Raw genomic sequence first — 23,368 nt, 5'->3', positions numbered from 1 at the left:
GTTCCCCGCGCCCCTTCGGGGCGCTGCCGGGCCGCCGCGGAGATGCGGCCGGCCGTGCCACGGCGTGCCGTCGGCCGTCTGCCGCGCCGTCGTGGCCGGTCGCGCAGTTCCCCGCGCCCCCTCGGGGCGCTGCCGGGCCGCCGCGGAGATGCCGCCGGCCGTGCCACGGCGTGCCGTCGGCCGTCTGCCGCGCCGTCGTGGCCGGTCGCGCAGTTCCCCGCGCCCCCTCGGGGCGCTGCCGGGCCGCCGCGGAGATGCCGCCGGCCGTGCCACGGCGTGCCGTCGGCCGTCTGCCGCGCCGTCGTGGTTGGTCGCGCAGTTCCCCGCGCCCCTTCGGGGCGCTGCTGTGGGCGTCGGCGGGGTTCGTCGGCCGGATTTGGTGGCTCGCGACACTCGTGCGGGCGGGGAAACCGGACGCACGTTTGAGCAATCCGTGGCCGGGCTAGTTTGGGCTTATGGCTTCCTCGGCTTCCCCTTCCCCTTCTGTTTCTCCTTCCCCTGCCGCCTCCTCGTCCGCTGCTTCCGCGCGCGGTGCCGCTCATCAGGTGCTGGTCGCGTCCAACCGCGGGCCCGTTTCGTACCAGGTGCGGGAGGACGGCTCGCTGTTCGCCAAGCGGGGCGGGGGCGGACTGGTCTCCGGTCTGTCGGCCATCGGGCCGGAGGCGGGTGCCCTGTGGGTGTGCTCCGCGCTGGGCGACGGGGACAGGGAGGCGGTGCGCCGCGGGGTCGGCGAGGACGGCGTGCGGATGCTGGACGTCCCGGCCGACGTGCACGCCGACGCCTACAACGGCATCGCCAACTCGGTGCTGTGGTTCGTGCACCACATGCTGTACCAGACGCCGCTGGAGCCCGTCTTCGACGCGGAGTTCCGGCGCCAGTGGGCGGCCTACGAGACGTACAACCGGGCCTTCGCCGAGGCGCTGGCCGAGGAGGCGGCCGAGGGCGCCGCGGTGCTGGTGCAGGACTACCACCTGTGCCTGGTGCCGGGGATGCTGCGGGAGCTGCGGCCGGACCTGCGCATCGGGCACTTCTCGCACACGCCGTGGGCGCCCGACGCGTACTTCCGGATGCTGCCGGACGACATCCGGGCGCAGTTGCTCCGCGGCATGCTCGGCGCCGACCGGCTCGGCTTCCTCACCCGCCGCTGGGCGGACGCCTTCACCGCGTGCTGCGCGGACCTCCCCGGCGGCCTCGGCGACACGCGGATCGGCGTGCACGGCCTCGGCGCGGACGCGGACTTCCTGCGCGCCCGCTCGCGCGAGACGGACGTCGAGGAGCGGATGGCGGCCCTGCGCGAGGAGATCGGCGCGGGACGCCGGACGATCGTCCGGGTCGACCGGACCGAGCTGTCGAAGAACATCGTGCGCGGGCTGCTGGCCTACCGGCAGCTCCTCGACGACCGCCCCGAGTGGCGGGAGCGGGTCGTGCACGTCGCGTTCGCCTACCCGTCGCGGCAGGACCTCGCCGTGTACCGGGACTACACCGCCGAGGTGCAGCGGCTGTCGCGGGAGATCAACGAGCGCTACGGCACGCCGGGCTGGACGCCGGTCCTGCTGCACGTCGAGGACGACTTCGCCCGCTCGCTGGCCGCGTACCGGCTGGCCGACGTGGCGCTCGTCAACCCGATCCGCGACGGCATGAACCTGGTCGCCAAGGAGGTGCCGGTCGTCTCCGACGCCGGGTGCGCGCTGGTGCTGTCGCGGGAGGCGGGGGCCTTCGCCGAGCTGGGCGTGGACGCGATCACGGTCAATCCGTACGACGTGGTCGAGACGGCGGGGGCGCTGCACGAGGCGCTGACGATGCCGGCGGAGGAGCGGGCCGCACGCTCGAAGCGGCTGGCCGAGGCGGCGACCGCGCTCCCCCCTGCCCAGTGGTTCCTGGACCAGCTGAACGCGCTGCGCGAAGCAGGCAGGCCGGGCAGCGATCAGCCGAGCTGATCCGCGAGCGCGCTGAGCAGCCGTACGACGCCCGCCGGGCCGTCCACCACGATGTCGGCGCGCTCCCGCAGCTCGGCCACCTCGTCGCTGCCGCTGCACACCAGCAGCCCGGGGACGCCGTCGGAGCGGAGCTTGTCGACGGCGGCGAAGGCGGGCAGGTCGCCGAGGTCGTCGCCGGCGTAGAGGACGGCGCCGGCGGAGACGTCGCGCACGTATTCGAGGAGGGCGACGCCCTTGTCGATGCCGGGCGGGCGCAGTTCGAGGACCAGGCGGCCGGGTTCCACGACCAGGCCGTGGCGGGCGGCGAGGCCGGCCAGCGGTTCACGCAGCGCCTCGAAGGCGGCCTGCGGGTCGCCGGCGCGGCGGGTGTGCACGGCGACCGCCCGGCCCTTCTCCTCGATCCAGGTGCCCTGCCAGGCGCCGACCCGGTCGAGGAACCCGGGCAGCTCGGCCCGGACGGCGGCGACGCCGGGGTGCGGGGCCGGGGCGCTGACCTGGCCGCTGGCCGCGTCCCAGCGTTCGGCGCCGTAGTGGCCGAGGACGACGAGGTGCTCCAGGCCGGGGACGTCGGCGAAGCCGCCGTAGCGGACGGCGACACCGGCCGGGCGGCCGGTGACGACCGCGACGGCGGCGACCTTCGGGGCGAGGGCGGCGAGTGCGCGGACCGCGTCCGGGTGAGCGCGGGCCTGCTCGGGGTCGGCGACGATCGGGGCGAGGGTGCCGTCGAAGTCGAGGGCGATCACCGACTTCTCGGGATGCGCGAGAACGGCGGCGAGTCCGTCGCGGCCGGCAGCCGTGACGGGCGTCGGCAGTGGGTCCTGGGGGTGCGTCGAGTCCGTGTCCGTATGGATGCCCATACGGTGACCCTAACCGCGCGACCCACCCCGCACGCCTGCCCGCCGAGACCCACAGCCGCCCCACCGCGAACGCCCTCGCCGGACCCCCGGCGCCTCCGACACGAGTGCCTGACGGCGCGCGGGCGTCTGAGGGCGGGAGTGCCTGACGGCGCGCGGGCAGGGCCTCGGGCGCCGGAGCACCCGCAGGTGCCGGGCCGCGCTCCCAGCCGCGGTGCCGGGCGCCGGGGCGGCGCGCCGACCCGGGGGCGGGGCCGGCGCCGGACCCCGGCCGGCCGGCGACACGCCGGGCGGGTGGCTGTCCGGGGTGGCTCGGTGCCGTCGGTGGGCGGTTGCCCGGGGAGCACACGGTGGGCGGCGGCTGTGCGGCCGCGTGGGGGTTTCAACGCTCTGTTCTGCGGTGGGCGCGTACTCGTCTGAGGCGGTTGACCGTGACCGGGTCGTGGGCGAGGGCGCGTTCGTCGTCCAGGAGGGCGTTGAGGAGCTGGTAGTAGCGGACGGGCGCCAGGCCCAGTTCCTCGCGGATCGCGCGCTCCTTCGCGCCGGGGCCCGGGAAGCCGCGGCGTTCCAGGGCGAGGATCGCCTGCTCGCGTTCGCCCAGCTGATCGTGGTCCATGTCCGGCACGGTAGCTCCCGCCGCCGACAGCGCCTACCGGGCGCGCTGCGCCGCGGACGCCGTCGCCTGGAGCCGGCCGAGGACCGCCGCCGGGCTGCCGCCGGGGGCGACGGCCTGGCCCATGCGTCTCTTGACCGCCGCGGCGACCTGGGCCCAGGAGGTCTCGCCGACCGGGTAGAGCTTGGCGAGCGGGAGTTCGGTGAGGAACGGCTTGAGGGCCGCGTCCTGGCCGGCGGCGCTCATCGCCTCGGACGCGGAGGTGGTGACGGGCAGCAGGTCGTACTCGCGGGAGAAGGCGAGGACGTTCTTCTCGCTGTAGACGAAGTCGAGGAAGTCGCCGATCTGCTCGGCGTGGCCGTTCTTCTTGAAGGCCATCATCCAGTCGGCCACGCCCAGGGCGGTCCTGCTCCCGCCGTTCGCTCCGGGCATCGGCACCATGCCGAACTTCACGCCCTTCTTCCCGGCCGTCCGCATCAGCGAGGGGTGCCCGTTGAGCATGCCGACGTCGCCGTCGGCGAAGGCGGCGAAGGCGTCGGCGCGGTTGAGGCTGCCGGGTGCGACCGGGCCGGTCAGGCCCTTGCCGACCAGTTCGTCCTTGAGCCAGGTGAAGGTACGGACGTTCTGCGGGGAGTCGAGGGAGTAGGTGCCGAAGCTGTCCGTGTAGTCGCCGCCGCCGCTCAGCAGCCACTGCATCGTCTCCGCCTGCGCCTCCTCCGGCCCCAGCGGCAGCGCGTACGGGTACTTCACGCCCCGTCCCTTCAGCGCCCGGGCGTCGGCGGCGAGCTGGTCCCAGGTCGTCGGCGGGGTGAGCCCGGCCTGCTGGAAAAGGGTCTTGTTGTAGAACAGCAGGCGCGTGGACGCGGCGAACGGCATGCCGTACTGGACGTCCTTGACCTGCCCGGCGGTGACGAACTGGTTGGCGAAGTCGGCCTGGGTGTTGATGGAGAGCAGGTCGTCGGCCGGGTAGAGCAGGCCCCGGTCGGCGTAGTCGGCGTACGCGCCGATCTGCGCCATGTCGGGGGCCTGGCCGGCGGCGACGAGCTGCTCGACCTTGCGGTCGACGTCGTTCCAGGAGTAGACGCTGACCTTCACCTCGACGCCGTCGTGCGCGCTCTCGTACTCCTCGGCCAGGCGGTCCCAGTACTTCCGGGAGCTGTTGGCGGCGGAGTCGCCGTAGTCGGCGGCGACCAGGGTCAGCGTGACGTCGTCCGCCGGGCCTCCGGAGAGGCCGCAGCCGCCGAGGACCGCCGTCATGCCCAGCGCGGCCGCCACCGCGATCGTTCCTGTGCCACACCGCTGCACCGCTCGTGACCTCACCTTCGTACCGCCACCGTTGATCATCTGGAGATGATAGGTCTACACCACGCGAATGGACTAGACCTCTTACGGGTCGGGGGGTCACACTGTCCTGCGTGAGACACGTCATCGCCCTCGATGTGGGCGGCACCGGGATGAAGGCCGCCCTGGTCGGAGCGGACGGCACCCTGCTGCACCGGGCCCGCCGGGCGACCGGACGCGAGCGCGGACCGGACGCGGTCGTCGAGGGCATCCTCGGCTTCGCCGCCGCACTGCGCGAGCACGGTGTCGAACACCTCGGCGAACCCGCCCTCGCCGCGGGCGTCGCCGTCCCCGGCGTGGTCGACGAGGCGCACGGCACGGCCGTCTACGCGGCCAACCTCGGCTGGCGCGACGTTCCCCTGCGCGACCTGCTCGGCGCGCGACTCGGCGTCCCGGTGGCCCTGGGCCACGACGTGCGCACCGGCGGCCTCGCCGAGGGCCGGATCGGCGCGGGCGAGGGCGCCGACCGCTTCCTGTTCGTGCCGCTCGGCACCGGCATCGCGGGCGCCATCGGCATCGCGGGCGGGGTGGAGGCGGGCGCGCACGGCACCGCGGGCGAGATCGGCCACATCGTGGTGCGCCCCGGCGGGGCCCGGTGCCCGTGCGGGCAGCGCGGCTGCCTGGAGCGGTACGCGTCCGCGGCGGCGGTCGGCGAGGCGTGGGCGGCGGCCTGCGGGAGGGCGGACGCGGACGCGGCGGACTGCGCCGCGGCCGTCGCGGCCGGCGACCCGGACGCCGTCCGGGTCTGGCGGCACGCCGTGGACGCGCTCGCCGACGGGCTGGTCACCGCGCTCACCCTGCTGGACCCGCGCACGATCGTCATCGGCGGCGGGCTCGCGGAGGCGGGGGAAACCCTGTTCGCACCGCTGCGGGAGGCCGTCCGCCGGCGGGTCACCTTCCAGACGCTCCCGCCGATCGTCCCCGCGGCCCTGGGCGACACCGCCGGATGCCTCGGCGCCGGGCTCATGGCCTGGGATCTCCTCGAATCCACTGACCGTACGGAGGTAACCACCTGATGGCCCCTAGAAAGGTTCTCGCCGGTGCCCGGGTGGTGCTGCCCACCGGGATCGTGGACGACGGCCGGGTGATCGTCGAGGGCACCCGGATCGCGGGCGCGGCCTCCGCGGGCGCGGCCTCCGCGGGCTCGGGCTCCGCGGGCTCGGGCTCCGCGGGCTCGGGCTCCGCGGGCTCGGGCCCCGCGGGCTCGGGCCCCGCGGGCGCGGCCTCCGCGGGCTCGGGCTCCGCGGGCTCGGGGAGCACGCACGCGGAGACCGTGGACGCCGAGGTCATGGACGCCGAGACGGTGGACGTCACCGGCCACTGGCTGGTCCCCGGCTTCGTCGACATGCACAACCACGGCGGCGGCGGGGCCTCCTTCACCTCGGGCACGGTCGACGACGTCCTCAAGGGCATCCGCACCCACCGCCTGCACGGCACGACCACGCTGGTCGCCTCGACCGTCACCGGGGACATGGACTTCCTCGTGCGGCGCGCCGGACTGCTGAGCGAGCTGGCCGAGCAGGGGGACATCGCCGGCGTCCACTTCGAGGGCCCCTTCATCTCCCCGTGCCGCAAGGGCGCCCACTCCGAGGAACTGCTGCGCGACCCGGACCCGGCGGAGGTCCGCAAGCTGATCGACGCGGCGCGCGGCCGGGCGAAGATGGTCACCCTCGCCACCGAGCTGCCGGGCGGGATCGACTCGGTACGGCTGCTCGCGGAGCACGGCGTGATCGCCGCGATCGGGCACACCGACGCGACCTACGAGCAGACGGTCCAGGCCGTGCGGGCGGGCGCGACGGTCGCCACGCACCTGTTCAACGCGATGCCGCCGCTCGGCCACCGCGCCCCCGGCCCGATCGCCGCGCTGCTGGAGGACGAGCGGATCACCGTCGAGCTGATCGACGACGGCACGCACCTGCACCCGGCCGCCCTCCAGCTGGCGTTCCACCACGCGGGGGCGGCACGGGTGGCGTTCATCACCGACGCCATGGACGCGGCCGGCTTCGGCGACGGGCGCTACATGCTCGGCCCGCTGGAGGTCGAGGTCGCGAGCGGCGTGGCGCGCCTGGTGGAGGGCGGCTCGATCGCGGGGTCGACGCTGACCCTGGACCGGGCCTTCCAGCGGGCGGTGACGGTCGACGGGCTGCCCGTGCAGGACGTGGTCGCGGCCGTCTCCGCGAACCCGGCCAGGCTGCTGGGCGTGGACGACCGGGTGGGCTCGCTGGAGCCCGGCAAGGACGCCGACCTGGTGCTGCTGGACGCGGAGTTCGCCCTCAAGGGCGTCATGCGCCGGGGCGAATGGGTGGTCGATCCGCAACTGGGATGATCTGTCCGGCTGTTGGCGGCGGCGGTGTCCTGGGAGAATGGAAGGGCCGCCGCCGGTCCGGCATGACCGGGCGCCGGCGCAGACAGATCGAAACGCACACGCACTTCCGGGGGAGGTCGGCCCAGGTGATCCTCACGGTCACGCTGAACACCGCTCTCGACATCACCTACCGCGTCGGAACGCTGCGCCCGCAAGCCTCCCACCGGATCGCCCAGGTGACCGAACGGCCCGGCGGCAAGGGCGTCAACGTGGCGCGGGTGCTGGCGGCCCTCGGGCACGAGACGACGGTCACCGGCTTCACGGGCGGCACCACCGGGCGCCTGCTCCAGGAGCGGCTGACGGCCACCGCGGGGGTGGTGGACGCACTCGTCCCGGTCGGGGGCACGACCCGGCGCACCGTCGCCGTCGTCGACGAGCGCACCGGCGACACCACCCAGTTCAACGAACCCGGCCCGCACATCACGCCCGCCGAGTGGTCCGCCTTCCTGGACGCCTACGAGGACCTGCTGGCGTCGGCGTCCGCGGTGGCCCTGTGCGGCAGCCTGCCGCCGGGCGTCCCGGTGGGCGCGTACGCCGGGCTGGTGCGGACCGCGCGGGCGGCCGGGGTGCCCGTGCTGCTGGACACCAGCGGGGAGCCGCTGCGCCGCGGGGTCGCCGCGCGCCCCGACCTGATCAAGCCGAACGCCGACGACCTGGCCGAGCTGACCGGTTCCCACGATCCGCTGCGCGCCACGCAGGACGCCCGCAGGCGCGGCGCCCGGGCGGTGGTGGCGTCCCTCGGCGCGGAGGGCCTGCTGGCGACCGCCCCGGAGGGCCTGTGGCGCGCCGCGCCGCCGGCCCGCGTGCACGGCAACCCGGCCGGCGCGGGCGACTCGGTGGTCGCCGGCCTGCTGTCGGGCCTGGTCGAACAGCTCCCCTGGCCCGACCGCCTGGCCCGCGCGGTCGCCCTGTCGGCGGCCACCGCAGCGGCCCCGGCCGCAGGCGAGTTCGACCCCACGACCTACCACGCCCTCCTGACCCACGTGGCAGTAACCGGCCTGGCCACAGCAGCCTGACCGCAGCCCCCTGAAAGGCCGCACGGAACACCCCGACAACGCCCTGAAGGGGCACGGGGAACTGCGCAACCAACCAGCACGGTCCAGCAGACGACGACGTTCCGGCAGCCCCTGAAGAGGCGCGGGGAACTGCGCGACCAGCCACCACGGCGCCGCAGACGGCAGACCGCAGGCGCCGTTTCCGGCCAACCCGCGGAGCGCGGAGCGCTACCGCTTGACCTGCCCCGCCTTCAGCCACAGCTGGTCCAGCAGCACATCGCACTGGTCGCCGTCCTGGCAGGACAGGCTGATGGTGTTGGAGCCCTTGTTGAGGCTCGGGTAGGCGTACGTCTGCGTCCAGCCCTTGGCGTAGTCGCCCTCCGAGGCGCCGGCGAAGTTGCCCAGGTTCAGCTTGCTGCCGAAGACCTTGCCGTTGATGGTGAGCGTCATGCTCTGGTCCTTGCCGGGGACGCTGTAGCCCGCGAAGAGGGTGTAGACGCCGGTCTCGGGGATGCCGTCGACGGTCCAGGTGACCGAGGCGCCGACGTTGTTGAGGCCGGTGACGTATATGCCGCCGTCGGCGCTCGCGCCCGCGACGTCGGAGGCCGTCGTCACGCCCGGCGCGAGGTTGAGGGCCTTCGCGTCGATCTTCGGCAGCTCCGTCTGCGCCGCCTTGCTGGCGCTCGGCGACGTGCTCGGCTCGGCGCTCTGGGAGGCGGTCGGGGTGGCGCCGCCGTCGCCCGCCTTGTCGTCGTCGGAGTCGCCGCCCAGCATGGCCACGCCGATGCCGATGACGACCGCGGCGACCACCGCGATCGCGCCGATCAGCAGCCCCTTGGTGTTGGGGCCGCGGCCGCGCCCGCCGCCGCCCTGCGTCTGCTGCCGACCGGTGGGAGCGCCGCCGGGCAGGGTCTCCGGCGCGGCGTAGTGGGCGTTCGGCTGGCCGTAGGCGCCCTGCTGCTGCGGGGCCTGGCCGTACGGCGCGGTCGGGGCCGTCGGCTGGCCGTACTGGCGCTGGCCGACCGCGCGCACCCGGTTGACCGAGTTCGGGTAGCCGTAGCCGCCGCCGGACGGCGGCTGGGCTCCGTTGGCCTGCCCGTCGGCGTAGAGGTAGCCGAACGGGTCGTCGTCCTCGGGCGTGCTGGCGCCGTTGTTGCCGGACGTCATCCCTTGGTTACTCCTCAACAGGTGCGGGGCGGAAGCGATACGTGAGGTCGGATGGCGAGCCTACCCCCACCTGATGACCCGAACGGGTGACGCAGCTCGCATCACCTCGCTGACCTGCGGGTCATCCCGCCCGTCTGGGCTGTTTGGGACGAGATCGTTTCTCTACGTACATCCGCTCGTCGGCGGACTTCAGCACTTCGTCGGCCGTCATGCCGCAGTGTGCCCAGCCGATGCCGAAACTGGCGCCGACGCGCATGGCCCGGCCGTCGACCCGGATGGGCTGGATGATCTCGTTGCGCAGCCGAACGGCGAGGTCCTGGGCGTCGGCCCGGCCGAGCCCGTCGGCGAGCACGACGAACTCGTCGCCGCCGAGGCGGGCGACGGTGTCGCCGTCGCGCACGCCCCGGGTGAGCCGCCGGGCGACCTCGATGAGGACCGCGTCGCCGGCGTTGTGCCCGAACCGGTCGTTGATCGACTTGAAGCCGTCGAGGTCGCAGAAGAGGACCGCGAGGCCCTTGGTGCCGTCGTCGCGCTCGCCCTCGGGGGCGATCGTGTGCACGTGGTGGTCGTAGGCGTCGTAGTGCCCGGCGTCCGGCCGGAAGTCGAAGCCGTGGCCGCTGGAGTCGTAGGCGGGGTGGCCGTAGGCGACGTCCAGGGACGCCGGGGCGTCCGGCTGGGCGGGGCGCCGGCACAGCCGGGAGGAGAGGCGGGAGCGCAGCTCGGCCGAGTTCGGCAGGCCGGTGAGGGAGTCGTGGGAGGCGCGGTGGGCGAGCTGCAGCTCGCGGCGCTTGCGCTCCTCTATGTCCTCGACGTGGGTGAGCAGGAAACGGGGTCCGTCGGCGGCGTCGGCGACGACGCTGTTGCGCAGGGACACCCAGACGTAGGTGCCGTCACGGCGGCCGAGGCGCAGCTCCGCACGGCCGCCCTCGGCGGAGGTGCGGAGCAGGGTGCCTATGTCCTCGGGGTGGACGAGGTCGGAGAAGGAGTAGCGGCGCATCGCGGAGGCGGGGCGGCCCAGCAGGCGGCACAGCGCGTCGTTGGTGCGCAGGATGCGGCCGTGCTGGTCGCCGCCCAGCTCGGCGATGGCCATGCCGGAGGGGGCGTACTCGAAGGCCTGCCGGAAGCTCTCCTCGCTGGCCCGCAGCGCCTGCTGCTCGCGTTCCAGCCGCACCAGCGCGCGCTGCATGTTGGAGCGCAGCCGTGCGTTGCTGATCGCGATCGCGGCCTGGAAGGCGTACATCTGGAGCGCTTCGCGGCCCCACTCGCCGGGGCGGCGGCCGTTGCGCGGCCGGTCCACGGACAGCACGCCGATCAGCTCGCCGGGGGAGCCGCCCGGCACGCCCGGCGTGTACATGGGCGCGAGGAGGCGGTCGGAGGGGTGCCACTCGTCCTCGAAGCGGGGCGCGGGCCCGTCGGTGTACCACTGCGGGACGTCGTCGTCGTCGAGGACCCAGCCCTCGGCGTGCGGGATGAAGACCAGGTCGCCCCAGCGTTCGCCCATGGTCAGGCGGCGCTCCCAGGACTCGCGGGAGCCGACGCGGCCGGTGATCAGCGCCTCGGCGGCCGGGTTGCCCGCGAAGGCGGCGACGACGAGGTCGCCGTCCGGGCGCACCAGGTTGACGCACGCCAGCTCGTAGCCGAGGCCGTTGACCACGCCGTCGGCGACGGTCTGCAGCGTGTCCGCCAGGCTGCGGGCGGTGTTCATGTCCGCCATGACCTGATGCAGTCGTCGCAGGGTCGTGAGACGGACGTAGGGCTCCGACTCGGTCTCCATGCTCGCCCTCCCCCCGAGACCTCGCAGCGAATCAAGGGTGCTCATCGGCGCTTGTGGTTCAGTGGTGCCCTTGCATCTTCCCCGCCACTGAATCACAGCGCGCTGCCCACTCGGTACACAGGGTCAACAATTAATGCTCCTTGTGACTCAAGTCACAGCAAAAGATGAACAATTGAGTGGTGTTTCCGCGTTTTAGTTGTGCTTTTACCGAAAACAAGCTTTGCGGCCCTGTGGAGATGCCGCACAAGGGTACGCGGCGGGATTGGTCCGGTGGTCCTAGGACCGGACTGGTTCCGGGGTCCGATGCGCTTCCCGGTGAACGGAGATTAGCGTTTCCGGTGTGTCCAACACTCCTGCCGCTCCGCCCCGTTCCGTTCCGCTGCCCGCCGCCCGGCATGCTGAGGGGGTGAGCAACGACGAGTTCCGGGCCGCGATGTCCCGGCTGGCCGCGGGCGTGGTCCTGGTGACCGCGCAGGAGCCGCCGCTGGACCCCGACGACGCCTCGGCGCCGCCCGGCGAGGACGTCGGCATGACGGCCACCGCCTTCATGTCGGTGTCGCTGGACCCGCCGTTGGTCCTGGTCAGCCTGCGCGAGGGCTCCCGCATGGACGACCTGCTCGCCGAGCAGCCGCTGTGGGCGGTGTCGGTGCTGTCCGAGAGCCAGCGCCACATCGCCGGCCGCTTCGCCATGAAGGGCCGCGTCAGCGACCGGCTGCTGTTCGCCGACATCCCCCACGTCCGCGGCCGGATCACCGGATCGCCGCTGGTGGGCGGCGCGCTGGCGACCCTGGAGTGCCGCACCGAGCAGCGGGTGACGGCGGGCGACCACACGCTGGTGATCGGCCGCGTGCTGGCGGCGGACCTGCCGAACGCGGAGGGCGGCCCGCTGACGTACTTCCGCGGCCGCTACCGGCACCTGAGCTGAGCCGACCACCGCCTGGACGGGAGCGGTGCCGTGCCGGCCGCCCGGCAGCGGTGCGGGGAGACCGCCGCGGCCCTGCGCGGGCCCGCCGCCGGGCCCACGGCGGCCCCGGCGCCGCCCCCGGGGCGCGGGCGGGACAGGCGCGCGTGGCAGCCGCCCGGGCCGGGCCCGGCGCCCCGGCCGAGCCTGCGCCCCCAGCCCGGCCGGGCTGGGCCGGAGTCGGCCGTGACCGCCCGGCAGCCGCCTGAACAGAGACGACGCCGAACGGGCCCGCTTCCGGGGCCCGCCAGGCAAGACCAGTGCCGGAACAGGCACCCCGCACCCGGCGGCCGCCCGGACAAGGCCCGCCCGGAGCCCGCCCCGAGCGCGGCGCCCGCCCCGAGCGCGGCGCCCGCGCCCCGCGCCCGCGCCCAGCGGCCGAGCCCCGCGCCCGCTCCCGGCGCCCGCTCCCGGCGCCCGCTCCCGGCGCCCGCTCCCGGCGCCCGCGCCCAGCGCCCGAGCCCGGCGCCCGCGCCCAGCGCCCGAGCCCGGCGCCCGCGCCCAGCGCCCGAGCCCGGCGCCCGAGCCCGGCGCCCGCGCCCAGCGCCCGAGCGCGGCGCCCGTGCCCCGCGGCCGAGCCCGGCGGCCGTCTATACGAGGCTGACGTCGAGCCGGGAGACTCGCTCGGGGTCCGTCGCGATGTCCAGCACGGCGATCCGGCTCCGTACGAACGTGAAGGCCAGGGCCCGTTCCACCCGCCCGTCGACCAGCACCACGAGGCCCGAGGCGCCGTTCACCAGGGCGGGCCTCGCCACGCGCGCCAGGCCGGCGAAGCTCGCCGCGTTCCGGGCCACCGCCGCCGCGCCGGCGGTCACCCCGGCCTCGGTCCGCGCGAGGACGTCCGGGTCCAGCACCGCCACCAGCCCCTCGAGGTCGCCCTCCCGCGCGGCGGCGAGGAAGGCGTCCACGACCTCCCGCTGCCGCGCCAGGTCGGCGTCCGGCGCCTCGGCCCCCCGCACCCGGCGCCGGGCCCGGCTGGCCAGCTGCCGGACCGCGACGGGGGTACGCCCGAGGATCGCCGCGATCTCCTCGAACGGCACCGCGAACAGGTCGTGCAGCACGAAGGCCAGCCGCTCGGCGGGCGTCAGCGTCTGCAGGACGACCAGCAGCGCCACGCCCACGGAGTCGGCGAGCAGCGCGTCCTGCTCGGGGTCGCCGGGGGCCGTCACGGCGGCCGGCGCGGTGGTCTCCAGCGGTTCCTCCGCGCGGGACCTGCGGGAGCGCAGCATGTCCAGGCAGACCCGGCCGACCACGGTCGTCAGCCAGCCCGCGAGGTTGTCCACCTGCCGGGTGTCGGAGCGGCTGAGCCGGAACCACGCCTCCTGGACGGCGTCGTCGGCTTCCGCGACCGAGCCGAGCATGCGGTGGGCGACGGCGTGCAGACGGCTGCGGTGGGATTCAAATCGTCGAGCGAGGAATTCCGTGGTCTCCGCGTCGTTTCCGGCGTTCGGGAATTCGTCGTCGTTCATTCGGTCACAACTCCTCGCGCGGCGGCGGCCGGTCTCGACGACATGACGAACGGGACGGGGAGGATGTGACATCGGCCGCATTGTGCGGCAGGAGGAGAGAGGGCGCGGCGATGTTTACCGGCGGAACAAAAGGCGTTCGGTAAACGGACTGCGATGTCCGTGGGACATCGCGGTTCACGTCCGGCACGGTTCACGTGCAGTCGCGGTTCACGTCCAGTCGCGGCCGGAGCGTCCGCGCTTGGTGTCCGACCGCTGCTTCTTCTCCCGCAGCCGGCGCTCGTTGATCCCGCGGGGGATCCGGGTCGGCCGGCGCGGCTTCGGCGGCGGTGCGGTGGCCTCGGCGAGCAGGGCGGCGAGACGGACGGCGGCGGTCTCGCGATTGCGCCACTGGGAGCGGTGCTCGGAGGCGCGTACGGTGACGACGCCGTCGACCAGCCGCCCGGCCAGCCGCTCCAGCGCCCGCTGCTTCCACACCTCGGGCAGCGCCTCGGTCGCGGCGACGTCGAAGCGCAGTTCCACCTGGGTGTCGCTGGTGTTGACGTGCTGTCCGCCGGGTCCCGAGGAGCGCGAGAAACGCCACATGAGCTCGGCCTCGGGGAGCGAGACGGAGCCGCGGATCAGGTAGGGACCGGACATGGGCTCCATGTTCCCGGCTCTGTCCGGTCCACGTCACCTTTTTTTCGGCTGGTAAAAGAGGTAAAGAGATCCGGAACCATACGAACCTCTCTCGGCGTTCATCAGGGGTAGCTGTAGCTTTCGATACGCACCGCGTACGCAACGAGGGAAGGGACTCCCGAACCATGGCTGTAAGCCTGTCCAAGGGTGGCAACGTCTCGCTCACCAAGGAGGCTCCGGGCCTGACCGCCGTCACCGTGGGTCTTGGCTGGGACGTCCGTACCACCACCGGTACCGACTTCGACCTCGACGCGTCCGCGATCGCGGTCAACACGCAGGGCAAGGTCTACTCCGAGGCCCACTTCGTCTTCTTCAACAACAAGCAGACGCCGGACAACACGATCGTCCACACCGGTGACAACCGCACCGGCGAGGGCGCCGGCGACGACGAGGCGATCAACGTCAACCTCGCCGGTCTCCCGGCCGACATCGACAAGATCGTCTTCCCGGTCTCCATCTACGACGCCGAGAACCGCTCGCAGAACTTCGGCCAGGTCCGCAACGCCTACATCCGCATCGTCAACCAGGCCGGCGGCGCCGAGATCGCCCGCTACGACCTGTCGGAGGACGCGGCCACGGAGACGGCGATGGTCTTCGGCGAGCTGTACCGCAACGGTGCGGAGTGGAAGTTCCGCGCGGTCGGCCAGGGCTACGCCTCCGGCCTGGTGGGCATCGCCCAGGACTTCGGCGTCAACGTCTGACGCACGTCCGACACACGTCGACGCTCGTCCAAGCCGTCCGACGAACGTCTGACGCTCGTCCAAGGCGTCCGGCGCACGTCCGACGGCCATCTGCCGCACAGAGCGCTGAGCGAGGCCCCCGGCCACCCGGCCGGGGGCCTCGGCGTCGGCAGCCGCCCCGCGCCCGCATCGGCGTCCGCGCCTGCGCCTGCGCCTGCGCCTGCGCCTGCGCCTGCCCCACGCCCGCATCGGCGTCCGCGCCACGAACGCCGTCCAGGCGGTCCGGGCACCCGCTCCAGGGTGGTCCTGAGCGGGCCGCCTAGCATGAGTGAGGGTGACGATCCCGGCCCCGGCAGACACGAGGAGCGAGCGCCATGACCATCGCACCGGGCGACGCACGGCGAGGCGCCTCCCGCCTCTGCCGGGCCCTGCGGGTGGAGCGCGAGCAGTGACCGGCGGGCCGCCGGTTCCCGGCATCTTCCTCGAGCGGCTGTCGCCCGCCGACGGCGCCCTCCCCGGTGAGCTGCTGACCGAGCTGACCCGTCTGTACGCCTCCAACCGGGAGTTCCACGCCCTCAGCGGCGATTTCCCCGACCCGGACGACATCCGCCCGGAGCAGGTGGCGGCCGCGCTGGCCGACGAACTGGCGCATCCGGACGTCGAGGTGCTGCTGGCCCGCAGCGGCGGGCGGGTGGTCGGGATCGTGATCACGCTCGCCCGCCATCCGGACCCGGCCGACCCGGACCCGTGGATCGGCCTGCTGATGGTGGACGCGGACGTGCACGGGCAGGGGTTCGGGCGGCGGATCGCACGGAGCGTCGAGGACGGCTTCCGCGCGGCGGGGCGGGACGCCGTACGTCTGGCCGTGCTGGAGGACAACCTCAGGGCCTTCGCCTTCTGGACCTCCCTGGGCTACGAGGTGATCGACCACCGCGAGGACCGGCAACTCGGCCGGCCGTGCGCGGTGTTGCGCAAGGAGCTGTCCGCCCCGCCCACGTGAGCCGCTTCACGGGAGCTGCCGGAGGCCCTGACCGCCGGTGAACCGCCGGTGAACCTCCGCCGCACTCCCCCGAGTTCCTGAGACACCGTCCGTCCGCGGCACGCGCGGGTGCGGGCCGCAGGGGCGCGCGATCCGCGGCGCGCCGCGGCCGCACGCCACCGGTGTGACGTTCGACGGCCCAAATCCGCTGTGGATACGTGGAGTTGACCGTGATCGACCCGTCCGTATAGCGGATCCGCAGCAACGGCTTTCGGATACGAACACGTAAAGTCTTGATGGCGCTCTGTCAAAAAGACCGGTTGGGATGTCACTCTCTCCTCGCTCGCCGCAACCCTGTGCCCCACCTGTGCCCCTCCGTGCCCCCACCACGAGGGCAGTCCCAAGGAGACCGAGTGAGACAGCAGTCCCGTGCTCCCCGCACCGCCGTCCTGCGCGCCACCGCCCTGATCGGCTCGGCCGCGATGGTCGTGCTCGCGCTGCAGAGCGGCGCCGCCACCGCGGCGCCCGAGCGGACGAACGGCGCCACCGCCCTCCCCCTGACCGCGGCGGCGCGCGCCGCCGCCATCGAGTCGGCCCAGCAGGCCGCCGGTTCGACCGCCCGTGAACTCGGCCTCGGCGCCGAGGAGGCGCTCGTCGTCCGGGACGTCGTCAAGGACGCCGACGGCACGGTCCACACCCGCTACGAGCGCACCTACGCCGGTCTGCCCGTCCTCGGCGGCGACCTCGTCACGCACGTGTCGAAGGGCGGCGCCCTCAAGGGCGTCAGCAGGGCGACGAAGGCCCGGATATCCGTCGCGTCCACCGACGCGGCGATATCGGCCGCCGCCGCGAAGAAGTCCGCCCTCGCGGGCACCGGTTCGTCGAAGGCCACCGCCCGCAAGGTGATCTGGGCGGCCGGCGCCAAGCCCGTCCTCGCCTACGAGTCGGTCGTCAGGGGCCTGCAGCACGACGGCACCCCGAGCGAACTGCACGTCGTCACGGACGCCACCACCGGCAAGAAGCTCTACTCCTACGAGGCCATCGACACCGGCACGGGCACCAGCCAGTACAGCGGCACGGTGACCCTGGGCACCACGGCCTCCGCCTCCGGCGGCTACGACCTCATCGACGGCGGCCGCGGCGGCCACACGACGTACGACCTGAACGGCGGCACGTCCGGCACCGGCACCCTCTTCCACGACGCCGACGACGCCTGGGGCGACGGCACGCCCACCAACCGGCAGACCGCCGCCGTCGACGCGGCCTACGGCGCCGCCGTCACCTGGGACTTCTACAAGTCGGCGTTCAACCGCAACGGCATCGCGGGCGACGGCAAGGCCGCCTACTCCCGCGTCCACTACGGCAACGCGTACGTCAACGCCTTCTGGTCCGACAGCTGCTTCTGCATGACCTACGGCGACGGCCAGAACAACCTCAAGCCGCTGACCTCCCTCGACGTGGCCGGCCACGAGATGAGCCACGGCCTGACCGCCGCGACCGCCGGCCTGAAGTACAGCCGGGAGTCCGGCGGCCTCAACGAGGCCACCTCCGACATCTTCGGCACCTCGGTCGAGTTCTTCGCGAACAACGCCTCCGACGTGGGCGACTACCTCATCGGCGAGAAGATCGACATCAACGGCAACGGCACCCCGCTGCGCTACATGGACAAGCCCAGCAAGGACGGCTCCTCCGCCGACTACTGGTCCCGCACCGTCGCCCGGCTCGACGTGCACTACTCGTCCGGCGTGGCGAACCACTTCTTCTACCTGCTGTCCGAGGGCAGCGGCGCGAAGACCGTCAACGGGGTGTCCTACAACTCCCCCACCTACAACGGCGCCACGCTCGCCGGCATCGGCCGGGCCAAGGCCGAGCAGATCTGGTACAAGGCCCTGACGACGTACTTCACCTCCTCGACCGACTACGCGGGGGCGCGGGTCGCCACCCTCCAGGCGGCGAGCGACCTGTACGGCGCGGGCAGCGCGGAGTACCAGGCGGTGGCGGCGACCTGGACGGCGGTCAACGTCAACTAGCCGCCGGCTAGAAGGAGTTCGGTGCCGGGCCGTCCGTCATGGGCGGTCCGGCCTGCCCTGTCCGTACAGCCAGTCGTCCCAGACGCGAGTGAAGTCCTTCCGCGGCGCGGTCCTCTCCACGTACGCCGTGAAGTCGGCGGTGTCCGCGTTGCCGTGGCGGTGGGCGGCGGCCCAGCCCCTCAGCAGGGCACGGAAGGCGGTGTCGCCGACGGTCCGGCGGATCTCGTGCAGGACCATCGCGCCGCGCTGGTAGACGGGCGTGCCGGACAGGTGCGCGGCGTCGCCCGGCTCGGCGGGCGGGAAGTCCCACAGGCCGGGGTACTCGTCCTCGCCGTGGGCGTACAGCGCGTCGAAGGTCCGCTGGGCGCTCGGGCCGCCGTGGTCCTCGTCCCACAGCCATTCGGCGTAGGTCGCGAAGCCCTCGTTGAGCCACATGTCCCGCCAGGTCCTCGGGGTGACGGAGTCGCCGAACCACTGGTGGGCGAGTTCGTGGACGAGGGTCCCGACGTCGGGTGCCTGGGGGAAGACCGGCCGGTTCTGGGTCTCCAGGGCGTAGCCGACGTCCGGCGCGGCGTCGACGATCGCGCCGGTGGAGGAGAAGGGGTACCGGCCGAAGGCGTCCTGCGCCCAGGCCATGATCTCGGGGATGCGCGCGAGCACCGGGCGGCTCGCCGCCGCCTCGGCCGGGTCGACGGCGACGTACACCGGCAGGCCGTCGCGGGTGGTGGAGCGGCGGACGGCGTAGCGGCCGACGGCGAGGGTGGCGACGTAGCTCGCCATGGGCTCGGCGGTGTGCCAGGTGAACCTGGTCCGGCCGCCGCTGGTGGTCTCGCCCGTCAACTCCCCGTTGGACACGGCCCGCAGGCCCTTCGGCACGGTGACGGCGAGGTCGTAGGTCGCCTTGTCGGAGGGGTGGTGGTCGCCGGGGAACCAGGTCATGGAGCCGGTCGGCTCGCCCAGCGCGAGGGCGCCGTCGGCGGTGGGCAGCCAGCCCTCCCGGGTGCCGTCGGGGTCGGTGAGGGTCTCGGGGGCGCCGGAGTAGCGGACGGTGACGCGGAAGGTGTGGTGGGCGTCGAGTCCGTCGCGGGGGCGGACGGTGAGTTCCTGCCCGGCCCGGCTAAAGCGGGCGGGACGGCCTTCGACGGTGACGCCGTGGACGTCCAGTCCCTTCAGGTCGAGGTCGAACGCGGACAGGTCCCGCGCGGCGCGGGCGGTGAGGGTGGCGGTGCCGGTCAGGCGGGGGCGCGGGCCGGGCTCGTAGGCGAGGTCGAGGGCGTAGTGGGTGACGTCGTACCCGCCGTTGCCCGCCTTCGGGTAGTACGGGTCGCGGACGCCGGAGCCGCCCGGGGCGCCGTGCACGCCGCCGCCGCACGCGGTCAGCGCGAGGGTGAGACCGAGGGCGAGGCAGACAGCGGGGACGGCGGGGGCGGAAGAGGCATTCGGGGCAAGAGGTGCAGGCCGGGACACGTCAGTGATCCTAGGGGGCCGTGACACCATCTCGTACGTGCTCGACATCGGCTACGCCCTCTCCAACCGCTTCCCGGATCCGCCGCAGACGGACTACCGGCGCGTGGACGTCCACACCCTGCGCCACGACCTGTTCTGCGGTGACGTCTATCTCGCCGACACCAAGTCGGACCGGGAACTGTCCACAGCCTGGGGATGGGTGCCGGTGCTCGACTTCGCGTGGGCGCTGTGCGACATCGTGGAACGGCTGGACCGCGACCCGGCGGGCTCCCGCGCCGCCCGCCCCCTCCACGCCGAGCTGGACTTCACCGAGTCCACGGACCGCATGCTCTTCGAGCGCCGCTTCGGCTGGGTGGACGTGGAGGCCGACTGGATGCCGGCCGAGGAGCCCCCGCTCACCTTCTCCCACGCCGAACTGCGCCGCGAGGCACGCGACTTCCTGCACGACCTGATCGCCGACCTGGTGGACCTGCACGAGGACCTCGGCGAGAACCCGGCCATCTGGACACTCCAGGCGCGCTTCCCCCGGGTGCCGTGAGCCCGGGAGGGGCGGTCAGGCCTCGACCCGGATGCCCAGCTGGGCCGCCAGCACCGGCGCCAGGTCCAGCAGCTGGGCCGGGCTGATCACCGCGCCCGCCAGGCGGTCCACGCCCCGGGCGATGCCGACCGCGGCGGCCGCTCTGAGGTCCACGTCCTTCAGCACCGCCGCGGTCAGGTCGGCCTCCTTCAGCACGCAGTCGACGAACTCCACGCGTTCCAGGCGGGCGCCGTGGAGGTCGGGTTCCACCAGGACGCAGCCCTCGAAGACGACGTCCTTGAGCTTCGCGCCGCGCAGGTTCAGGTAGTCGATCTTGCCGCCGCGGACCACGACCCGCTCCAGCACGGCGCCGTGCAGCTGGGTGCCGCCCAGCCGGGCGTCGATCAGCTCGACGTCGCGCAGGGTGGCCTCGGCGAGGTCCGTGCCGACCCCTCTCGGCGCCGTCAGCACCGAGTCGAGCAGGCGGGCGTGGCGCAGCCGCGTCCCGTCCAGCGCGCACCCCGTCAGCGCGCAGTCCAGGAAGCGGGCGCCCCCGCCGTCCTGCCCGGCGAGGTCGGCCCGGCCGAACTCCAGCCCGTCGTAGTCCCCGTCCGGCTCCAGCCCGCCGCCGTCGTACGGCCGCAGCGGCGGCAGCCGCAGCTCCGGCCGGCGCGCGCCTTTCACTGTGCTCCCACCGGTCGCGCCGGCCCTGGTCCTCACCATGACCCCCATGCTGCACCCCGCCACTGACAATCGCCCTGACCAGCGAGAACGGCGCATGTCACATTCCGGGCGCGCGGTGCGTCGTATCCCCGGACGAGCGATTCCGGCAACAGCTCCGGCGGGGCCGGCGGGCGCTTGACCTCAAGCAAGCCTGAGGTTGAAGAGTGAGCTTGTCCGGAAGGAAGCGTTCGGCCGACAGCCATGGTTGACGAGGAGCACAGCATGCGCGCCATCCGCCTTCACGCCTTCGGGCCGCCCGAGAACTTGCGCCTGGAGGAGGTCGACGACCCCCTGCCGGGCCCGGGCCAGGTCCGCGTCGCGGTCAGGGCGGCGGGGGTGCATCTGCTCGACACCGCGCTGCGCGAGGGCGCGCGGGGTCCGCTGCCCGAGCCGGTGCGGCTGCCCACCGTGCCGGGCCGCGAGGTGGCCGGCGTCGTCGAGTCGCTGGGCGAGGGGGTGGCCCGCCTGTGGCTGGGCAGACGGGTGACCGCGCATCTCGGCTTCGCGCCCGGCGGGTACGCCGAACTGGCCGTCACCGACGTCGACCGGGTGCACGAGATCCCCGCGAACCTGGACTTCGCGCAGGCCGTCGCCATGATCGGCACGGGCCGTACGGTGATGGGGATCGTGCAGTTCGCCGAGTTCGGCCCGGACGCGGTGGTCGTGATACCGGCGGCCGCGGGCGGCGTCGGCGGCCTGCTCGTGCAGTACGCGAAGAACGCCGGCGCCCACGTCGTGGGCCTGGCGGGCGGGCCGGAGAAGGCCGCGCGGGTGCAGGCCGGCGGGGCGGATCTCGCCGTCGACTACACGGCCCCGGGGTGGGCGGAGAAGGTCCGCGCCCACCTGGGCGGACGGCACGCCACCCTGGTCCTCGACGGGGTGGGCGGTGAGGTGGCCCGCGCGTGCGTCGCCCTGCTCGGGCCCGGCGGCAGGCACCTGGTCTTCGGCTGGTCGGCCGAGGGGATCCGCGACGGTCGGCCCCACCTGGCCGACGGCGTCTCCGAACAGGTCCTGGGCCCCGTGATGATGCGCAGGGCCGGCGGACCGGACCCCATGCGCACGCTGGAGCTGCGCGCCCTCACCGAGGCGGCGGCCGGACGGCTGGTCCCGGCCGTGCGGCGCTTCCCGCTCGGCGAGGCGGCGGCCGCGCACCGGGCGCTGCAGACGCGCCGGACGACAGGAAAGGTGGTGCTGGAACCGTGAGCGGTCACAAGTCCCCTGCGGATGCAACGGGTACCGATCCGTGGTCTTCTGGCCGGATGAGTGCCCCCCGAACCGGCGAGTCCGCCCGCGTGGACGCCCCTGCCGCGGACGCCGATCCCCGGCGCTGGTGGGGCCTGGTCGTCATCGCGCTCGCGCAGCTGATGGTCGTCCTCGACGCGACCATCGTGAACATCGCGCTGCCCTCCGCCCAGCACGACCTGAACATGTCCGACGGCAACCGCCAGTGGGTGATCACCGCCTACACGCTGGCCTTCGGCGGGCTGCTGCTGCTCGGCGGCCGGATCGCCGACCTGGTGGGCCGCAAGCGCGCGTTCGTCTTCGGGCTGATCGGCTTCGCCGCCGCCTCCGCGCTCGGCGGGGCCGCCACCGGCCCGGGCATGCTGTTCGGCGCCCGCGCCCTGCAGGGCGTGTTCGCCGCCGTACTGGCGCCGTCCGCGCTGTCCCTGCTGACCACGACGTTCACCGACCCCAAGGAACGCGGGAAGGCCTTCGGCATCTACGGCGCCCTCGCCGGCAGCGGCTCGGCGATCGGCTTCATCGTCGGCGGGCTGCTCACCGAGTACCTGAACTGGCGCTGGTGCCTGTACGTCAACGTCCCCATCGCGGTCGTCGCCGTGTTCGGCGCCTTCGCCCTGCTCCACGACCGGCCCGGCCACGCGGGCGCCCGCCTGGACGTGCCAGGGGTGCTGCTGGGCTGCGGCGGGCTGGTGGCGATCGTCTACGGCTTCAGCGAGGCCCAGCCGCGGGGCTGGACCGACCCGCTGGTGCCGGCGCTGCTCGCGGGGGGCGTCGTGCTGCTGGCGGCGTTCGTGTGGTGGCAGACCAGGGCGCCGGTGCCGCTGCTGCCGCTGCACGTCGTCCGGGAGCGCAACCGCGCGGGCTGCTTCCTGACCATGGCACTCGCCGTGATCGGCATGTTCGGCCTGTTCCTGTTCATGACCTACTACCTGCAGGACGTCCTCGGCTACTCGCCGGTGCGGACGGGGCTCGCGTTCCTGCCGCTGACCGCGGCGATCGTCGTCGGCTCCACGCAGATCGCGGCCCGGCTGTTGCCGCACGTCGCCCCGCGCGCGCTCCTGGTCCCCGGCATGGTGCTGGCCGCGGGGGGCATGCTGCTGCTGACGCGGATGACGGTGCACTCCTCGTACACCACCGAGATCCTGCCCGCGCTGCTGCTGATGGGCGTCGGCATGGGCCTGACCTTCATGCCGGTCTTCTCCACCGCCACCGCGGGCATCGCCCCGCAGGACGCGGGCGTGACCTCGGCGACCGTCAACACCGCCCAGCAGGTGGGCGGCTCGATCGGCACCGCGCTGCTCAACACGATCGCCACCAGCAGCGGCACCGCCTACGTCGCCGCCCACCTCCACGATCCCGCCCAGACGGCCCTGGTCACCCAGGAGGGCGTCGTCCACGGCTACACCGTCGCCATCGGGTGGGGGGCCGGCATCATGCTGCTCGCCGGCCTGGTCGCGGGCCTGATGGTGACGCTCCGGGCACCCCGGCGGTGACGCTCCGCTGGGGTGGCGCGCGGTGACTTCGGCCGTCAGACGGCTGCCGCGCCGTCGTGGCTGGGCGCGCAGTTCCCCGCGCTGAC

The 23,368-nt window shown here is 73.8% G+C and carries 20 protein-coding genes; 11 read left to right on the top strand and 9 right to left on the bottom strand.

All coding sequences use genetic code 11. The features are described 5' to 3' along the window. Nucleotides 1-545: 545 nt before the first annotated feature. Nucleotides 546-1,937, top strand: a complete 1,392-nt coding sequence (locus tag ACH4ZX_RS24580; RefSeq protein ID WP_398276503.1) for a trehalose-6-phosphate synthase — start codon at nt 546-548, stop codon at nt 1,935-1,937. Here ACH4ZX_RS24580 and otsB read toward each other — a convergent pair. From otsB to ACH4ZX_RS24565, 3 genes are all read right to left on the bottom strand, one after another. Further along, the gene (gene otsB / locus ACH4ZX_RS24575; protein WP_398276500.1) at nt 1,925-2,794 is read right to left on the bottom strand and encodes a trehalose-phosphatase; all 870 of its coding nucleotides are present in this window, start codon (nt 2,792-2,794) and stop codon (nt 1,925-1,927) included. The two genes, ACH4ZX_RS24580 and otsB, sit on opposite strands and share 13 nt — an antisense overlap. Before the next feature lie 379 nt (nt 2,795-3,173). Beyond that, nucleotides 3,174-3,407 carry a DUF3263 domain-containing protein gene (locus ACH4ZX_RS24570; protein WP_324783482.1) on the bottom strand — a complete coding sequence of 78 codons (234 nt, stop codon included), beginning with the start codon at nt 3,405-3,407 and terminating at the stop codon, nt 3,174-3,176. Between the two features lie 33 nt (nt 3,408-3,440). Continuing rightward, nucleotides 3,441-4,661 (bottom strand): ABC transporter substrate-binding protein, encoded by a 1,221-nt coding sequence (locus ACH4ZX_RS24565; RefSeq protein WP_398276525.1) that lies wholly within the window; start codon nt 4,659-4,661, stop codon nt 3,441-3,443. 158 nt (nt 4,662-4,819) lie between these two features. On the opposite strand from ACH4ZX_RS24565, the gene ACH4ZX_RS24560 reads away from it, so the two are divergent. The 3 genes from ACH4ZX_RS24560 to ACH4ZX_RS24550 all read left to right on the top strand — a co-directional run bounded on the left by ACH4ZX_RS24560 (nt 4,820) and on the right by ACH4ZX_RS24550 (nt 8,126). Next, nucleotides 4,820-5,761: an ROK family protein gene (locus ACH4ZX_RS24560; protein ID WP_398276493.1), complete on the top strand. Its 942-nt coding sequence runs from the start codon at nt 4,820-4,822 to the stop codon at nt 5,759-5,761. Beyond that, the gene (nagA, locus tag ACH4ZX_RS24555; RefSeq protein WP_398276490.1) at nt 5,761-7,071 is read left to right on the top strand and encodes an N-acetylglucosamine-6-phosphate deacetylase; all 1,311 of its coding nucleotides are present in this window, start codon (nt 5,761-5,763) and stop codon (nt 7,069-7,071) included. The genes ACH4ZX_RS24560 and nagA overlap by 1 nt, the downstream gene beginning before the upstream one ends. A gap of 125 nt (nt 7,072-7,196) precedes the next feature. Next, entirely contained in the window at nt 7,197-8,126 is a 930-nt protein-coding gene (locus ACH4ZX_RS24550; protein ID WP_398276487.1) for a 1-phosphofructokinase family hexose kinase, read from the top strand. A 207-nt stretch (nt 8,127-8,333) separates the two neighbouring features. Here ACH4ZX_RS24550 and ACH4ZX_RS24545 read toward each other — a convergent pair whose 3' ends face one another. Next, nucleotides 8,334-9,272 carry a carbohydrate-binding protein gene (locus ACH4ZX_RS24545; protein ID WP_398276484.1) on the bottom strand — a complete coding sequence of 313 codons (939 nt, stop codon included), beginning with the start codon at nt 9,270-9,272 and terminating at the stop codon, nt 8,334-8,336. A gap of 121 nt (nt 9,273-9,393) precedes the next feature. After that, nucleotides 9,394-11,046 (bottom strand): diguanylate cyclase CdgB, encoded by a 1,653-nt coding sequence (cdgB, locus tag ACH4ZX_RS24540; RefSeq protein WP_398276481.1) that lies wholly within the window; start codon nt 11,044-11,046, stop codon nt 9,394-9,396. A 340-nt stretch (nt 11,047-11,386) separates the two neighbouring features. Here cdgB and ACH4ZX_RS24535 point away from each other — a divergent pair, with 340 nt between their 5' ends. Further along, a complete protein-coding gene (locus tag ACH4ZX_RS24535; protein ID WP_398276478.1) occupies nt 11,387-11,971 on the top strand; it encodes a flavin reductase family protein in 585 nt (194 codons plus the stop codon). A gap of 626 nt (nt 11,972-12,597) precedes the next feature. Here ACH4ZX_RS24535 and ACH4ZX_RS24530 read toward each other — a convergent pair. Then, nucleotides 12,598-13,476 (bottom strand): sigma-70 family RNA polymerase sigma factor, encoded by an 879-nt coding sequence (locus ACH4ZX_RS24530; RefSeq protein WP_398276475.1) that lies wholly within the window; start codon nt 13,474-13,476, stop codon nt 12,598-12,600. A 207-nt stretch (nt 13,477-13,683) separates the two neighbouring features. Beyond that, nucleotides 13,684-14,121: an alternative ribosome rescue aminoacyl-tRNA hydrolase ArfB gene (gene arfB, locus ACH4ZX_RS24525; protein WP_398276472.1), complete on the bottom strand. Its 438-nt coding sequence runs from the start codon at nt 14,119-14,121 to the stop codon at nt 13,684-13,686. A gap of 155 nt (nt 14,122-14,276) precedes the next feature. On the opposite strand from arfB, the gene ACH4ZX_RS24520 reads away from it, so the two are divergent. The 3 genes from ACH4ZX_RS24520 (at nt 14,277) to ACH4ZX_RS24510 (ending at nt 17,840) form a co-directional block, all read left to right on the top strand. Continuing rightward, on the top strand, nt 14,277-14,852 hold the full coding sequence (locus ACH4ZX_RS24520) for a TerD family protein (RefSeq protein WP_398276469.1): 576 nt from the start codon (nt 14,277-14,279) through the stop codon (nt 14,850-14,852). 427 nt (nt 14,853-15,279) lie between these two features. Then, nucleotides 15,280-15,831, top strand: a complete 552-nt coding sequence (locus ACH4ZX_RS24515) for a GNAT family N-acetyltransferase (protein ID WP_398276466.1) — start codon at nt 15,280-15,282, stop codon at nt 15,829-15,831. Nucleotides 15,832-16,292: 461 nt separating this feature from the next. Next, entirely contained in the window at nt 16,293-17,840 is a 1,548-nt protein-coding gene (locus ACH4ZX_RS24510; protein ID WP_398276522.1) for a M4 family metallopeptidase, read from the top strand. A gap of 36 nt (nt 17,841-17,876) precedes the next feature. Here ACH4ZX_RS24510 and ACH4ZX_RS24505 read toward each other — a convergent pair whose 3' ends face one another. Further along, entirely contained in the window at nt 17,877-19,337 is a 1,461-nt protein-coding gene (locus ACH4ZX_RS24505; protein ID WP_398276519.1) for a M1 family metallopeptidase, read from the bottom strand. 7 nt (nt 19,338-19,344) lie between these two features. On the opposite strand from ACH4ZX_RS24505, the gene ACH4ZX_RS24500 reads away from it, so the two are divergent. Beyond that, on the top strand, nt 19,345-19,845 hold the full coding sequence (locus ACH4ZX_RS24500; protein WP_398276463.1) for a hypothetical protein: 501 nt from the start codon (nt 19,345-19,347) through the stop codon (nt 19,843-19,845). A gap of 15 nt (nt 19,846-19,860) precedes the next feature. Here the strand turns inward: ACH4ZX_RS24500 and ACH4ZX_RS24495 are convergent, their stop codons facing one another. Beyond that, entirely contained in the window at nt 19,861-20,547 is a 687-nt protein-coding gene (locus ACH4ZX_RS24495) for a pentapeptide repeat-containing protein (protein ID WP_398276460.1), read from the bottom strand. A 222-nt stretch (nt 20,548-20,769) separates the two neighbouring features. On the opposite strand from ACH4ZX_RS24495, the gene ACH4ZX_RS24490 reads away from it, so the two are divergent. After that, the gene (locus ACH4ZX_RS24490) at nt 20,770-21,750 is read left to right on the top strand and encodes a zinc-binding dehydrogenase (RefSeq protein WP_398276457.1); all 981 of its coding nucleotides are present in this window, start codon (nt 20,770-20,772) and stop codon (nt 21,748-21,750) included. Nucleotides 21,751-21,806: 56 nt separating this feature from the next. Continuing rightward, complete coding sequence (locus ACH4ZX_RS24485; protein WP_398276454.1) at nt 21,807-23,282, top strand: MFS transporter; 1,476 nt, start codon at nt 21,807-21,809, stop codon at nt 23,280-23,282. Nucleotides 23,283-23,368 lie beyond the last annotated feature (86 nt).

It is taken from the genome of Streptomyces sp. NPDC020490, from assembly GCF_044335305.1.
Classification (GTDB): domain Bacteria; phylum Actinomycetota; class Actinomycetes; order Streptomycetales; family Streptomycetaceae; genus Streptomyces.
This window is presented reverse-complemented; position numbering and strand designations above follow the sequence as displayed.